Annotated in this window: 13 protein-coding genes; 6 read left to right on the top strand and 7 right to left on the bottom strand. The window is 67.0% G+C overall.

Annotated features, from left to right (window positions below; all coding sequences use genetic code 11):
* Positions 1 to 53: 53 nt before the first annotated feature.
* The 6 genes from KR541_RS24345 to KR541_RS24320 all read right to left on the bottom strand — a co-directional run bounded on the left by KR541_RS24345 (position 54) and on the right by KR541_RS24320 (position 5,803).
* Positions 54 to 1,679: a chemotaxis protein CheA gene (locus tag KR541_RS24345; RefSeq protein WP_216089851.1), complete on the bottom strand. Its 1,626-nt coding sequence runs from the start codon at positions 1,677 to 1,679 to the stop codon at positions 54 to 56.
* 44 nt (positions 1,680 to 1,723) lie between these two features.
* Positions 1,724 to 2,005 carry a hypothetical protein gene (locus tag KR541_RS24340; protein ID WP_050015058.1) on the bottom strand — a complete coding sequence of 94 codons (282 nt, stop codon included), beginning with the start codon at positions 2,003 to 2,005 and terminating at the stop codon, positions 1,724 to 1,726.
* A 72-nt stretch (positions 2,006 to 2,077) separates the two neighbouring features.
* Positions 2,078 to 2,668: a hypothetical protein gene (locus KR541_RS24335; protein WP_050015056.1), complete on the bottom strand. Its 591-nt coding sequence runs from the start codon at positions 2,666 to 2,668 to the stop codon at positions 2,078 to 2,080.
* Between the two features lie 111 nt (positions 2,669 to 2,779).
* Positions 2,780 to 3,103 carry a hypothetical protein gene (locus KR541_RS24330; RefSeq protein WP_050015054.1) on the bottom strand — a complete coding sequence of 108 codons (324 nt, stop codon included), beginning with the start codon at positions 3,101 to 3,103 and terminating at the stop codon, positions 2,780 to 2,782.
* A 1,214-nt stretch (positions 3,104 to 4,317) separates the two neighbouring features.
* Positions 4,318 to 4,536 carry a hypothetical protein gene (locus tag KR541_RS24325; RefSeq protein ID WP_162484455.1) on the bottom strand — a complete coding sequence of 73 codons (219 nt, stop codon included), beginning with the start codon at positions 4,534 to 4,536 and terminating at the stop codon, positions 4,318 to 4,320.
* Between the two features lie 340 nt (positions 4,537 to 4,876).
* Positions 4,877 to 5,803: an AraC family transcriptional regulator gene (locus tag KR541_RS24320; RefSeq protein WP_050015052.1), complete on the bottom strand. Its 927-nt coding sequence runs from the start codon at positions 5,801 to 5,803 to the stop codon at positions 4,877 to 4,879.
* Positions 5,804 to 5,984: 181 nt separating this feature from the next.
* Between KR541_RS24320 and KR541_RS24315 the strand changes: the two genes are divergently transcribed.
* The gene (locus KR541_RS24315) at positions 5,985 to 6,446 is read left to right on the top strand and encodes a (2Fe-2S)-binding protein (RefSeq protein WP_050015050.1); all 462 of its coding nucleotides are present in this window, start codon (positions 5,985 to 5,987) and stop codon (positions 6,444 to 6,446) included.
* A 2-nt stretch (positions 6,447 to 6,448) separates the two neighbouring features.
* Positions 6,449 to 8,659: a xanthine dehydrogenase family protein molybdopterin-binding subunit gene (locus KR541_RS24310; protein WP_216089850.1), complete on the top strand. Its 2,211-nt coding sequence runs from the start codon at positions 6,449 to 6,451 to the stop codon at positions 8,657 to 8,659.
* A 121-nt stretch (positions 8,660 to 8,780) separates the two neighbouring features.
* On the opposite strand, the gene KR541_RS24305 is transcribed toward KR541_RS24310, so the two are convergent.
* Entirely contained in the window at positions 8,781 to 9,983 is a 1,203-nt protein-coding gene (locus tag KR541_RS24305; protein WP_050015046.1) for a Fic family protein, read from the bottom strand.
* Positions 9,984 to 10,400: 417 nt separating this feature from the next.
* On the opposite strand from KR541_RS24305, the gene KR541_RS24300 reads away from it, so the two are divergent.
* From KR541_RS24300 to KR541_RS24285, 4 genes are all read left to right on the top strand, one after another.
* Positions 10,401 to 10,799 carry a winged helix-turn-helix domain-containing protein gene (locus tag KR541_RS24300; protein WP_050015044.1) on the top strand — a complete coding sequence of 133 codons (399 nt, stop codon included), beginning with the start codon at positions 10,401 to 10,403 and terminating at the stop codon, positions 10,797 to 10,799.
* A gap of 412 nt (positions 10,800 to 11,211) precedes the next feature.
* Positions 11,212 to 12,366, top strand: coding sequence for a type III secretion system cytoplasmic ring protein SctQ (gene sctQ / locus KR541_RS24295; RefSeq protein WP_050015043.1), 1,155 nt, complete (start codon positions 11,212 to 11,214; stop codon positions 12,364 to 12,366).
* Between the two features lie 3 nt (positions 12,367 to 12,369).
* Positions 12,370 to 13,044 (top strand): type III secretion system export apparatus subunit SctR, encoded by a 675-nt coding sequence (gene sctR, locus KR541_RS24290; protein ID WP_006480865.1) that lies wholly within the window; start codon positions 12,370 to 12,372, stop codon positions 13,042 to 13,044.
* Positions 13,044 to 13,832: a lytic transglycosylase domain-containing protein gene (locus KR541_RS24285; protein ID WP_216089849.1), complete on the top strand. Its 789-nt coding sequence runs from the start codon at positions 13,044 to 13,046 to the stop codon at positions 13,830 to 13,832. The genes sctR and KR541_RS24285 overlap by 1 nt, the downstream gene beginning before the upstream one ends.
* The last annotated feature ends 224 nt before the right edge of the window (positions 13,833 to 14,056 follow it).

The following is a 14,056-nucleotide window of genomic DNA, read 5'->3' as shown; positions in this document are numbered from 1 at the left end:
AGCGCCTGCCGTGCGACCAGCGTGCCGGTCGCACGGCAAACCGACCCGCATGCTCACGACGAGGTGCTCGTCGAGATGATGGCCGGCGCCGGCGCGATCGGTGCCGCCGGTGCGGCCTGCTGGTCGACCGTGGCCGGCGGCAACGCTTGCGCCGGATCGGTCAGCGCAGGCATGCCGGCGGCTTGTGCAGCCGCGGTGCCAACCGATTCCACTGCGTCCGGCGCTTTCGCGTCCGCTGCCCGCATGTCGGCAGGCGCAGCGCCGACGGCAGGCTGCGGGGCCTCCGGTGCAGGCGCTTCGGCGGTTGCCTGCGGCGCCGGCTCGGCCGCCTTCGCATCGGCGGCAGGCGCCGCGACGACGGCTGCCGCCGGCATCGGTTCGGCAACCGGCTCGCCGGCGGTCTGGGCCGTGTCGGTCGCGGCCGGCAGCGGCTCCGGCGCCTTGTCGGCGACGGGCTGAGCAGGCTCGGGGGCCTTGTCCGCGACGGCCGGGGCAGGCTCGGGCGTCTTGTCGGCAACCGCCGGGGCGGGCTCGGCGGCCTTGCCGGCGACCGGCTGCGCGGGCTCCGCTGCCTTCGTATCGGCAACCGGTGCGGCAGGTGCCGGCGCTGCCTTGTCGGCCACAGCCGGTGCGGCGATGACGGCTGCAGCCGGCACGGCTGCCATTGCGGCCGCCGGTACCACCGAGGCCGCAGGTGCGGCGGCGACAGCAGGCGCGGCAGCAGCAGCCGGTGCCGCGGCGGCCGGAACTGCGGCGGCAACCGTCGGCACTGCGACGGCTGGAGCAGCGGCGGCAACGGCTGGCGTCGCGACGGCCGGCGCGGCGGCGACAGGCGCGAGCACCGGGACCGGGACCGGCACCGAAACGGGCGCAGCGCGCATCGAAGCCGTCTCGATCGGGCGCGTCGGTGCGGGCGCGGGTGCGGCCGAGCCGAGCGGCGGCAGGCCCATCCGGTCGCGCACGATCGGATCGCGATACTTGATGTCGTCCGCGACGGTCGCTTCGACGCTGGGCGCCACGTTCGAACGCGCGAGCGGCGCGGTCGTACCCGGGCACAGGTGCCCGGTCGCTTCCACCGCGCGCCGGTTCGCGTCGCTTTGGCACAGCAGCGCGAGCGCCACGTCGGTCAGGCCCATCGCACGGAATTCACGCGCATCGAGACGCCGCACGCAGGCCTGGTCGACCAGCGTCGTGCCGCCGGTCGCGCCGAACCCCGGGAACGACACGCCGACGCTCACCGAGCCCATGCAGGTATCGGACAGCGTGGTCGTGAGGCCCGGCGCCTGAATCGACGGGTTCGTCTTGATCGTCTGCGTGCCCGAGTAATTGACGTTTTCCGAGATCTGGGTGTTGTACGGGTTGGTGCCGGGCGCCCCGGACGACTGGAGCGAGTTCACGCTCTGCGGCGTCACGTTGCCTCCGGCCGTGCCGGACGGCATCGTCACGTTGACGTTCACGCTCGAATTGCCGCTGCCGCGCACGCCGCTGCTGCTGCTGGCATTACCGCCGCGCGAACTCGTGGTGTTCGTGTTCATGCTCGACCCACCGCCCTGGCTGATCGCCGTCGACGACGTCGACGATTGCGCACTCGACGTCGAATCGGCGGTTTGCGCCTGGGCACCGATCGTGGTCATCGCGAACATCGCCGCACATGCCACCTTGATCCTGTTGCTGTTCATTTCACTCTCCGGACGAGGTTTGACCTCCGACCCAGGCAACCGTACTAATTCCCCTGAATGCCTTCAGTTTTCGCTGCTTCCCCGAACTGCTTCCAGCCGCTGCCCAGCTGGGACCACGAGCCGGCCGACATGCCCTGCCACTGCTGGGTGTCCGGTCCGCCGATGGCACTGCCCGACGAAAGCGTGTGTTGTTCTGACGGTTTGGTTGTCTGGTCAGGTTTGTTTGACGTCTGCATAGTCGATTGCCCACCATCGGCAGCACGGTCAGCGCCATACGCCGTCAGAGACGCGAACATCAGAGCGGCGGCAATCAGGTTCTGCTTCATGCCAACTCCTTACGTGACAACGATGCGGAAAAGAGACCAGCGTCGCTGGGAAACTGGCCCCCCCACACCTGACTAATGACTGCTCCCGGTCGCGCTCGAGTCGCCCTGGCTTCCGCCCGATGCGGACGGCGAACCGGCCGGACCGGTACTCCACACGGTCGACGAGTTGTAGTGATTCGAGCCCGTGATCGCGCCCGACCCGCCACCGCCCGTCCATCCCACGGCACCCGCGTTGGCATTGCCGTGGTCGTTCGCGCCCGTGGCCGTGTAGTGGTTCGCGCCGAGTACGATCGTGGCGGTCACCCCTCCCGAAAGCGCATTCGCGTTCTCGTTCGTGCTGCCGTTTCCAGCGAACGAGCCCGCGGCACCGATACCGCCGCCTGCCGCGAACGCGCCCCCGTTCGTGCCCCAACCGCTGGCCGTCGAAGTCGAGTTGTGATACGCGGACGCCGTGCCGGCGGAGCCGGCGGGTGTCACGGTACTGCCCGCATTCGCGCCGGCCGTCGAAGTCGAATTGCTGGTATAGCTGCCGGAACCGACCAGCACCGAACCGGAAACACCCGCCGCGACGGATTGCGTCTGGTTGGTCGTGGACGATCCGGCCGCCAAAGCAGCGGACGAAATGACGGTGAGCGCTGTCGCTAATATGACTTTGGCTTTCATAGCAATTCCTTGCTGTGAGGAAGTTCGACGGTGGCGGAGCCGGGCCTGCCCTCGCGGGGCAAGACCCGGCATCCGACCCGCCAGCCAATGACGAACGCTATGCGTCGCGGCTTAGTGGTGATACGTCCAGCCGGTCGAGCCCGCGTTCGCGCCGCTGCTGCCGCCCGCTTGTGCGCCGCCGAAGCCGAAGCCACCGACCGTCGACGTTTGCGTGTGGTTCGTGTACGAGATCGAACCGCTGCTGCCGCCACCGGCCGCTGCGCCGGCTGCGCCGAGCGCCGAGCCCGAATCGGTCGCGGAGAAGTGGCCGAACCCGGCAACCCCGGCCATCGTCTGGCCACCGCTCGACGAAGTGCTGCTCGACACCGTGCCGCTGCCGGCAAACGCTGCACCCGAAACCGCCAGAACTGCTGCTGCAATCAGAAGCTTCTTCATGGTGGACTCCTAACGGCGTGGAGAGAATGAGCACGGAAGATCGCACGCCATCGACCTTCCAGCCGCGAGCAATCCTTAAAATTAAGGATTACTATAAAATTGATAAATCAGTACTTTATCGAAAGTCGGCGCTTTATTTTTACAGCCGAATTCTAGTTTTATGTTTTTAAGTTGGCCAAAGTTTATTGGTAGGTGTTTTCTATTATTTTTACGATCATTGAGATGACAAAAAAAACACCCTTGATTCAATTAACCAAAATGACGCGCACATCTTTCCGGCTCGCGATTTTCAATTCCACGTCGAAAACGAATGCCGGCACTGGCGCCCGTTTTCGGAATTGAAAATCAGCGAATGTATTGACTACCGCAAAATGCAGTGCCCGCTCGACAGGCACCCTTCATCCGGGCGATAACGGGCCGGCATTGCAGCCAGACGACATGTCTGCTCCCTGAGCTGACGAAGAAAGGCCTTCCGGATAACCGGCCGACGCGCGTTCGATCTAGTCCGGCCGGCACCGGGGCTGGCCCGGCGCGATCGAAACGGCGCTGCACGGTTGAAGAGGAATCGGCGCCACGCTGTCCGGCACGAACAGCAGGCCGCATCCGGGAATGCTGAATGAAGTGGAGCGCCGCTGTCGGCGGGTGGCCGCGCGAAGCGACGAGCGCGCCACCACGCGGCGCGCGCGGAGGGCGGCAAACAGGCAACGCGCTACCGACGACGCTGGCACGGCGTCGCAAGCGCTACCCCGATCGTTCCCACTACCCCTTTGGTGCGCAAGAAATGCGCGGATCATGCCACTGCTTATAGTGTTCATCGCCGTTTCCCCGACAGGCATGTGACGAACTGGCCGCCCCCACATCGTTGTTGCATCGTGTCGACCGCTCGCCGGTGCGTCCTATATCGCAAACCTCATGCCATGCGATATTCCACCGAGCATTGCATGCGGCGTGCGGCCGCCAGGCCTGATCATTTCTCCAGAAACGGCGTTTTTTTGTTTCATGAATGTATCGCGATAATGAGGCACCCCCTACAGCGATCATTGAAGATCGTGACGCAATATCGTGATTTGATGGAAGAATCCGGCTCGCTGGGCATTGGCGGACACCCGTGTGAACGGGTGTTTCAATCTTGAGAGGCGAATCTCGACTCACCGCTCGGGGTTCGTGTTTTTCCACTGACAAACCGCGTGTTGCGGCATGCCAGCAGCCGTCCATTACCCCGACGAACCAGGGCCGGTCGCTCGATGCTTCACGCCGAACGGCCGCCGATACGGCCGGAACACGGGTTCACCCAGAAATGCAAAAGGAATTTGATTCATCCGTGAAAATACCCGCACGATCACGCGGCGAAAAATCGTGCCATCGGGCGTGTTGCAGTCGCAATAACCGAACGAATGAAAACGTCCAATTCCCACACAAACGGGCGCCTTCATTTTTTCACCGTTCGATTCACCTTCGCGCACGAAGCGACGACGATCGATTCATCGAACAGACATCTTCACTCGGCTATCCGTTTGATTCTCATCACTGAAACATTTCGATTCAAGACGGCTTTCACGTCTTCAATCTCGTGAAAGCCTGATTCATCGCGCGTTTCGTCGCATCGAACCGTAACGATCCAGCAATCTCCGTGGGTGCTTCCCTGTCCCCAAGGTTCGCGCGTGAGACACAAACGTTCAATTTCGACGAAGGCCCGCATCGGACAGGCGACGATTACAGTCGCGAACCGTGGCGCGACCGTCGGCACTGCGCAAGACCGGAGCGCGCCGCCCGTCAGCCGAGCAGTTCCTTCTTGCGCAGATGCACGACGTCGCGCATCGGCGGCGCGCCGAACAGCCGGCTGTATTCGCGGCTGAACTGCGACGCGCTTTCGTAGCCGACGACGGCCGCCACCGACCCGACGTCGCCGCCCTGCCGCAGCAACAGCAGCCGCCGCGCCTCGTGCAGCCGCAGTTGCTTCTGGTACTGCAGCGGGCTGAGCGTCGTCACGTGCTTGAAATGATGGTGCAGCGACGACACGCTCATGTTGACCGCCTGCGCGAGCGATTCGACGCGCATCGGCTCCGCGAAATGATCGCGGATCCATTCGATCGCGCGTGCGATCCGGTGCGTCTGGCTGCCTGCGATCGCCATGTGCCGCAGCCGCGTGCCCTGCCCGCTCGTCATCAGCCGATACAGCACCTCCTTTTCGATCAGCGGCGCGACGACCGCGATGTCGGCCGGCGTATCGAGCAGCCGCAGCAGCCGCAGCGCCGCGTCCAGCAGCGGCGGCGTCAGCTCCGCGAGCGCAATCCCCTCGCCTTCCGGGCCCGCATCGGGCTCGGGCAGCCGCATCTCGGCCGCCAGCTCGACGATGCGCTGCGGATCGAGCGTCAGCGACAGGCACAGATACGGTTCGTCCACCGACGCACGCGTCACGCGCGAGAGGATCGGCAAGTCGATCGACGTAATCAGGCAATTGTGGGTGTCGTATTCGTAAGCCTGGCCGGCCACGATCACGCGCTTCGCGCCCTGCGCGGCGATCACCAGCGCGGCGCGCGATACGCCGCAGCCGAGATCGACCGGCCGCGTGTGCCGATGCAGCATCAGGCCCGGCACGGCCGTCGAATGCGAGCCGTCCGCCGGCGCGAAACGGCCGATCAGCGACGCCAGCTCACGTCGCCCGGATTCGCGCGACGCGACGATATCGGTCATGTCCATGACGCATCCTCGAATGATTTCCCGTGTCGCGCGAGCATAGCGAAACGGCCTGCGGCGTGCCGGGGATTTGCAGGATTGTTCAATAAATTTGCAGGATTGGGTAGACGCAAATTCGGGCTGCTCGCGCACACTCCCGGCTAACCTGCCCGTAAGGCGGGTTTTCCCCACGGAGACATACAACATGCCTACCTCGTTTGTCCTGAACGGCAAGAACGTCACGCTCGACGCCGATCCGTCGATGCCCGTCCTCTGGGCGATTCGCGAACACGCGGGACTGACCGGCACGAAATTCGGCTGCGGCATGGCGCAGTGCGGCGCGTGCACGATCCATCTCGAAGGCCAGGCCGTACGCTCGTGCGTGCTGCCGCTCGCCGGCATCGCGGGCAAGCACGTCACGACGATCGAAGGCGTGCAAAGCAAGCCCGCGCAGGCCGTGCAGGCCGCGTGGGTGAAGCTGCAGGTGCCGCAATGCGGCTATTGCCAGTCCGGCCAGATCATGTCGGCCACCGCGTTGCTCGAACAGAACCCGAAGCCGACCGATGCGGACATCGACGCCGCGATGAACGGCAACCTCTGCCGCTGTGCGACCTACGCCCGCATCCGGGCCGCGATCCACGATGCGGCCGCGACACTGGGAGCCTGACCATGACGATCGAACTCGACCACACCGATGCGGTGCGCCCGTCGCGCCGCACGTTCCTGAAAGCCGCGGGCGCCGCTGCCGCCGTCAGCCTGACCATCGGCTTCGACTGGGCCGGCCTCGGCCGCCGCGCGCTCGCCGCGACCGCGCCGGCCGGCGAATTCGCGCCGAACGCCTTCCTGCGCATCACGCCCGACGGCGCCGTCACGGTGATCGCGAAGCACGTCGAAATGGGCCAGGGCGCGTATACGGGCATCGCGACGATCGTCGCCGAGGAGCTCGACGCCGACTGGTCGAGCGTGCGCGTCGAAAGCGCGCCGGCCGATGCGAAGCGCTATGCGAACCTCGCGTTCGGCACGATGCAGGGCACGGGCGGCAGCTCGGCCATGTCGAACTCGTGGCAGCAACTGCGCGAAGCGGGCGGCAAGGCGCGCGCGATGCTCGTGTCGGCCGCCGCGGCCCGCTGGAAGGTGCCGGCCGCCGAACTGACCACCGCCAACGGCGTCGTCACGCACGCAAAGAGCGGCAAGACGGCCGCATACGGCACGCTCGTCGCCGATGCGTCGAAGCTGCCGGTGCCGGACAAGGTCACGCTGAAGCAGCCGGCCGATTTCAAGCTGATCGGGCATCGGATTCCGCGCGTCGACGCATCGTCGAAATCGAACGGCACCGCGCATTTCACGCTCGACACGACGTTCCCCGGCATGCGCGTCGCGCTGCTGCAGCGGCCGCCGCGCTTCGGCGCGACGGTGAAATCGTTCGACGCGACGGCCACGAAGGCCGTGCCGGGCGTCGTCTCGGTCGTGCAGGTGCCGGGCGGTATCGCGGTCGTCGCGACGGGCTTCTGGGCCGCGAAACAGGGCCGCGACGCGCTGAAGATCGACTGGGACGAAACGAAGGCGGAAAAGCGCGGCTCGGACGAGCTGATGCGCGAATACCGGCAACTCGCCGAGAAGCCGGGCGCGTCCGCGCGCAAGGACGGCGATGCCGATGCGGTGATCGCCGGCGCGGCACGCAAGATCAGCGCGACGTACGAATTCCCGTATCTCGCGCATGCGCCGATGGAGCCGCTCGACGCGGTCGTCAAGCTGACGGCGAACAGCTGCGAGATCTGGGCCGGCGACCAGTTCCAGACGGTCGACCAGGGCAACGCGGCCAAGGTCGCGGGACTGAAGCCCGAACAGGTGAAGATCCACACGCTGTATGCGGGCGGCAGCTTCGGCCGGCGTGCGAACGCGTGGTCGGATTACGTGGTCGAGGCCGTGTCGATCGCGAAGGCGCTCGGCGCGGACGGCAAGCCGGTCAAGCTGCAATGGACCCGCGAGGACGACATCCAGGGCGGCTTCTACCGGCCGATGTACTTCCACAAGCTCGACGCGGGCCTGACCGCGGACGGTCGGCTGGTGGGCTGGCGTCACCGGATCGTCGGCCAGTCGATCCTCGCCGGCACGCCGTTCGAGGCATTCATGGTCAAGAACGGAATCGACGCGACGTCGGTCGAGGGCGCGGCGAATCTGCCGTACGCGGTGCCGAACGTGTCGGTCGAACTCACCACGACCCAGGTCGGCCTGCCGGTGCTGTGGTGGCGCGTGGTCGGCAGCTCGCACACGGCGTACGCGGTCGAGGCGTTCATCGACGAAGCCGCGCATGCGGCCGGCAAGGATCCGTACGCGTTCCGCCGCGACCTGCTCGCGAAGGAGCCGCGGATGCGCGCGGTGCTGGAGCTGGCCGCGCAGAAGGCCGGCTGGGATCCGGCCAAGCCGCTGCCGAAGGGCCGCGGGCGCGGGATCGCGGTGGCCGAGGCGTTCAAGAGCTATGTCGCGCAGGTGGCCGAGGTGTCGGTCGATGCGGACGGCAAGGTGAAGGTCGAGCGCGTGGTGTGCGCGGTCGACTGCGGGATCGCGATCAATCCCGACATCGTCGCCGCGCAGATGGAAGGCGGCATCGGTTTCGGGCTCGGCGCGGCAATGCACAGCGCGATCACGCTGAAGGACGGCCAGGTCGAGCAACGCAACTTCGACGGCTATCACGTGCTGCGGATGGCCGAGATGCCGAAGGTCGAGGTGCATATCGTGCCGTCGGCCGAGGCGCCGACCGGGGTCGGCGAGCCGGGCGTCGCGCCGGTCGGGCCGGCCGTGGCGAACGCGATCTTCGCGGCGACGGGCAAGCGGCATTACGTGCTGCCGTTCGATTCGGCGGAGAGCGCGAAGGCTTGATGGGCCGGGACGCCGGCTGCGGCGCAAGGTATGCGCCGCGGCCGGTGTTTTTCAACGCATCGTCAACACCATGCTCATCCGGGCCGAAGCCGCATGACAGGACGCGGCCCGCCACGCTCGCTCACTCCTGCTCAACTTCGGGCCAAAGCCTCGGAAACAGAAACCGCAGGCTATTCAACGGCAATCCAAAAGAAAGCTCGCCGCGATGCGAAGGCGAGGTCAGCAGCCCGTAGTCCAGCAGCGATCGAACGATCCTGCGCGCCAGTACGTCGCTGACACCCAGCATCTGCGCGAATTCCGCACGCGTGACGGTCCGGCGCAGCGCCACGAACTCCATCGCCAGCGCCGCCGCTTCCGGTTTGATCACGGATTTTTCCGAGCGAATCGTCCATGGGTTGGCCTCCAGGAACCTCAGCAAATCCAGCAGCCGTCCCGTCACTCCATCGAACTGGGTCATATGCACCATAAAACCGACCTGGTCCTGACAGCAGTCGAGAAAAAACCGGGCGAACTTGACCAATCCTTCCTGGGATAGATTGCCACGGCCGTCCAGATCGTTGCGACGCGTCTGGTCGGCCTCGCTCAGCCTCGCGTAATACTGCTCATGCTCTCGCGCCAGCCCTCGAAGCGGCGACCAGAGACCGTGGGTCAGATCGGCAGCGCGCAACCCGAGATGCGAATGCAGGCGCGCCACGCGCCCGTTGCCGTCCATGAACGGGTGCACCCAGGCGAGGCGATGATGCGAACAGGCAATGCCGATCAGTTGATATTCCTTGGCCCGAATGCGCGCGTAACGTGTCGCCCAGACCTGAAGCAGCGGCGCGATCATTTCCGGTTCCGGCGCCAGATGGCGCCCGACCGTCACGTCCCCGCGCCGAAATTCGCCCGGGACGACGACATTGCCGTCGGCGGTCATTCGCTCGTCGTCAGGCAGGCAGGAAAAGAAGCGATCGTGAATGGCCGAGATCCGCGCCGGCTCGAACAACGCAGCGACCGGTAGCGCACGCCACTCTTCCTCGAGCGCGGCTTCTGCCGCGATATGCGCGACCGCAAAGCGCTGCTTCTTGCGTTCGACGAGATCGGTCGAATAATCCCGATGCAGCGCCGCCTCGATCTTGGCAGGCGTCGTGTGCTGGCCTTCGATCTTGTTCGTGTAGTACGAGTTCATCGCGCGCAATTGCGGCACGAGTGCGGTGGCCAACGGGGTATCGCGTATGGCAAGCAACCGCTGCGAAGAATCGACGAGTTCGGCGGCCTGCTCGAGCAGCGGATCGAGTACGCGATCCTCGGGAAACAACGGTTCGAAGGTAGCGACGGTCGTCATGCTTCCCTGTATGGTTCCATGTAGGGTTCAATGTCGGCCATTATAATAACTTATGTTGCTGATTTATATTGATTTTTCATTGAACCACGTAGAGTTAAATGTAGGGTTCAATGTAGGGTTCCCATCGCATGCCGCTAACCCCGGTTGTGCCGCTTGTTACGATGCCCTCCCCACACGTTACGTCAGACGTAACGCCCGTAACGTCGCCACCCGATGCTACGTAACAATCCTTCACTATTGCCCGGCCGCTTTCATCGGTCGCCCGGCGCTCCCCGTTAAAAATTCTTTTAAATTCAACGCTTCCCCGCCGTCCGCGCCCTTGCCGCGGGCTCGCACCGCCGGACAACCATCTCCCTGGCCCGGAAGTTGCAGCACAGGACCCCGCAAACACTCCTTTACGGACATGCGAGGGCCACCATGGATTGCAAATACCTGTACATCGACAACATAAAAATCAACTTCGTCCGCCGCACGATCGAAATCGACAACAAGGTCGTCGACGTGACCCCGCGCGAATTCGACGTCGTCGAATTCCTGCTCGACAACATGAACAAGATCGTGCCGCGGCAGGCAATCCAGGAAGCCGTATGGGGCCGCGAGCTCGGCGTGTCGTCGCGCACGCTCGACACTCATATCTCGCGGATCCGTTCGAAGCTGCAGCTCGAACACGACAAGAACCTGCGCATCATCCCGATCTACGCGGTCGGCTATCGTCTCGTGCTGTTCGGTGCGGCGATGACGCACGTCGAGCGCCACGACGCGGCGCCGATCATGCGCGCGGCGCCGCAGCCGGCGATGTCCGCCGACTACGCGTAACGCTTCGCCCGCGCGCCGCCCGTTCGCCGCGCGCCGGCAACGCCTCCCCACCGCGCTGCGCGGATCCGCAGCCCCTCGCGACCTGCCAGCCGGATGCGGCCTGCCCGCCGTCCGGCCCCGTCAGCCAATCGCGCCCCGACCGCCGCCTCCGGGCGGCGGTCGCCTTTGACCGCCAGCCGTCGCGCCGCCCGCTTCATCGCCCGCCGCCGCACGCCGCTGCACCCTGCCGCACTTCGTCACGCTTCGTAGCGCCGCGCTCCCGCCGTCTGCGCGCGCTGGTCGCGACTACGGATTCCGGCGCGGCACGCGGCCATCGCCGTCCCTACAATCGACGCAGCAGCCGCGCGCCCCTCGGCGCCGCCGGCATCAGAACAACCCGTCGAACCGACGCCGAATCCGCCCCGATCCCGCCGTGCCTGCGCTGTTCCTGACGAATGCCGACGCCGGCGACGCCGCGAACCGGGCCATGCCCGCCGCTTCGCCGCCGCCCGCCGCCGCGCCGGCCGCGGTCGCGCTCGACGCGTCGCCCTACCTGCCGCGCCTGTCCGCCGCCGCCGCGCGTGGGCTGTCGCATGCGTATTGCGCGACGGGCGCCGTCCCGGTCACGCTCGGCGAGCATGCGTACGAGGTGTGCTGGCGCGTCGACGCCGAGCCTGCCGCCGATGCACATGCGTACCGTTTCGTCGTCGGCCCGGCCGCCGGCACGCTGTGGATCGACCCGATCGCGGAAACCGAATGGCTCGGCGATGCGGCCGATCCGGCGGTTCCGGCCGTGATCCGCGCGGCGCTGCTCGCCGATCTCGCCGCGCCGCTCGCGGCCGTGCTGCAGACGGCGACGCGGCAGCGCGTGGAACTGCTGCCGCCGGCGGACAACGCGCCGGCCTGGCACGCGTTGCCGTCCGCGTTGCGGTTCGAGCTGCGGCGCGCCGACGCCGCGTGGCGCTGCCACGGCGCACTGCTGTTCGACGCGCCGGATGCGCTGGCCGTATTCTTCGCGGCCGCGCCGGCCGCGCTCGCCGACGCGCGCGCGGCCTACGCGAGCCTGCCCGTGCCGCTCGTGTTCGAGATCGGCCGCACCGAGCTGACGACGGCCGAACTGGCCGACGTCGTCGGCGGCGACATCATCGCGATCGAGCGCTGGCAGGCGCACGAGCAGAACCTGCTGTGCGTCGCGCGGCTGCCGGCCGCGCCGGCGTGGGAGATCACCGGACGGCCGTCGGGCAACCGGCTGACCGTCGAACGAATCAGGGAGATGCCTTTGGAACCGACCCGCACCGACTCCGCGCCGACGACGACGCACGACGCGCCGCCCGCCGACGCACCGCGCTCGCTCGACGGCCTCGCGGTCGACCTGCGCTTCGAGCTGCCGCCCACGTCGATGCCGCTCGGCGAACTGAGCGCGCTGCAGCCGGGCGCCGTGATCGAGCTGCAGCAGGGCATCAACCAGAGCGTGATCCATCTCGTCGCGAACGGGATGCTGATCGGCACCGGCCATCTGATCGCGGTCGGCCAGAAGCTCGGCGTACGCGTCGTCACGCTGACGCAACCCGCGCCGCGCGAGCGCTGAACGATGGGCAACCTGCCGAATCCGGTCGCGCTGATCGCGGTGATCGCCGCGCTCGGCATCGCGCCGTTCGCGGCGCTGATGGTGACGAGCTACACGAAGCTGGTGGTCGTGCTCGGCCTGCTGCGCTCCGCGCTCGGGATCCAGCAGGTGCCGCCGAACCTGGTGCTGAACGGCATCGCGCTGATCCTGTCGCTGTTCATCATGGCGCCCGTCGGGATGTCGATCCGCGACGCGCTGCAGGCGCGCCACTTCGATGCGTCGGGACAGTTGTCGACGTCGGACATCGGCGCGCTCGCCGATGCCGCGCTGCCGCCGATCAAGGATTTCCTCGTCTCGCATACGCGGCAGCGCGATCGCGAATTCTTCGTGCGCACCGCGACGTCGGTGTGGCCGAAGAACCGCGCGGACGGCATCAAGGACGACGACCTGCTCGTGCTGGTGCCGAGCTTCACGCTCGCCGAGCTGACGAAGGCGTTCCAGATCGGCTTCGTGATCTACATCGTGTTCATCGTCGTCGACCTGCTGGTCGCGAACATCCTGCTGGCATTAGGGATGCAGATGATCTCGCCGACCACGATCTCCGTGCCGTTCAAGCTGCTCCTGTTCGTCGCGCTCGACGGCTGGTCGCTGCTCGTGCACGGGCTCGTGCTGTCGTATCGGGTCGCCGGAGCCGGATGATGCGCGCACGCGCCCTGCGAACCGCCGCCGCGTGCGTTGCCGCGCTCGTCGCGCTCGTGCTCGCGTGCGGCCAGCCCGGCGTCGCGCAGGCAACCGGCAGCGCCGCCGGTTTCGCGCAACTCGCTCGCGCGTGCGTGCCGAACGTCGACCCCGCTACGCTCGCCGCCCTCGTGCGCACCGAGTCGGGCTTCAATCCGTATGCGATCGGTGTGGTCGGCGGGCATCTGGCGCGCCAGCCCGCCTCGCTCGACGAGGCGCGCGCGACCGCGCGCGAACTGTCGTCGCGCGGCTTCAGCTACAGCGTCGGTCTCGCGCAGGTGAACGAACGCAATTTCGCGAAATACGGGCTCGACGAAGCGACGATGTTCGAGCCGTGCCGCAATCTGCGGGCCGGCGGCGCGATCCTGACCGAATGCTTCGCACGCTCGTCGGGCACCGGCCGCGCGACGCAGGCCGCGTTGCGCGCGGCGCTGTCGTGCTATTACAGCGGCAACTTCACGACCGGCTTCTCGAGCGGCTACGTGAGCCGCGTCGTCGCGAGCGCGCAGCGCAACGCGCACGAAGGCGGCATCGAACCGATCCCGGTCGTGCGCGACGTGCCGCCGCCGGCGCGGCAGCGACGCATGGAGGCGGCCGCGACCACGCCGCCCGACCGCGCGCGCCGGCTGCCGTTGCCGGCCGCCTCCGCCGACGCCCCGTCGTGCCATGCGCGCCCGGTCGTGATGATGTGCCGCGGCTTGCCGGCGAGCCAGGCGAAGCGGCTGTGCGTGCGGTGTCTCGATCAGTAATCGCATGATCGCGCGCGGCGCCGGGCGCGCGCGTCCGCGCCGCTTTCAGGGGTCCGAACGACGCCGCGCGGCATGGCTGCCGCACGCCGCGCGCATCTCGTAGCCCGCGCGACGCCGGGGCGCCGAGCGCTTCCTGCCGCTACGAAACAGCGGCGTTCCCGCCGCCGGGTGCGTCCGTACACTCGAACGATCACGTCGCGGCGTGCAGGACGCCGCGCGTGCCG

The organism is Burkholderia sola, assembly GCF_905400185.1.
Classification (GTDB): domain Bacteria; phylum Pseudomonadota; class Gammaproteobacteria; order Burkholderiales; family Burkholderiaceae; genus Burkholderia; species Burkholderia sola.
Note: the sequence above shows the minus strand (reverse complement) of the source record. Positions and strands in the feature narration are given on the sequence as shown.

Coding starts and splice junctions, on each gene's coding strand:
- KR541_RS24315 (WP_050015050.1), top strand. CDS start 5,985: ATGCCTACCTCGTTTGTCCTGAACGGCAAGAACGTCACGCTCGACGCC.
- KR541_RS24340 (WP_050015058.1), bottom strand. CDS start 2,005: ATGAAGCAGAACCTGATTGCCGCCGCTCTGATGTTCGCGTCTCTGACG.
- KR541_RS24285 (WP_216089849.1), top strand. CDS start 13,044: ATGCGCGCACGCGCCCTGCGAACCGCCGCCGCGTGCGTTGCCGCGCTC.
- KR541_RS24300 (WP_050015044.1), top strand. CDS start 10,401: ATGGATTGCAAATACCTGTACATCGACAACATAAAAATCAACTTCGTC.
- KR541_RS24320 (WP_050015052.1), bottom strand. CDS start 5,803: ATGGACATGACCGATATCGTCGCGTCGCGCGAATCCGGGCGACGTGAG.
- KR541_RS24335 (WP_050015056.1), bottom strand. CDS start 2,668: ATGAAAGCCAAAGTCATATTAGCGACAGCGCTCACCGTCATTTCGTCC.
- KR541_RS24310 (WP_216089850.1), top strand. CDS start 6,449: ATGACGATCGAACTCGACCACACCGATGCGGTGCGCCCGTCGCGCCGC.
- KR541_RS24330 (WP_050015054.1), bottom strand. CDS start 3,103: ATGAAGAAGCTTCTGATTGCAGCAGCAGTTCTGGCGGTTTCGGGTGCA.
- KR541_RS24305 (WP_050015046.1), bottom strand. CDS start 9,983: ATGACGACCGTCGCTACCTTCGAACCGTTGTTTCCCGAGGATCGCGTA.
- KR541_RS24345 (WP_216089851.1), bottom strand. CDS start 1,679: ATGAACAGCAACAGGATCAAGGTGGCATGTGCGGCGATGTTCGCGATG.
- sctR (WP_006480865.1), top strand. CDS start 12,370: ATGGGCAACCTGCCGAATCCGGTCGCGCTGATCGCGGTGATCGCCGCG.
- KR541_RS24325 (WP_162484455.1), bottom strand. CDS start 4,536: ATGAAGGCGCCCGTTTGTGTGGGAATTGGACGTTTTCATTCGTTCGGT.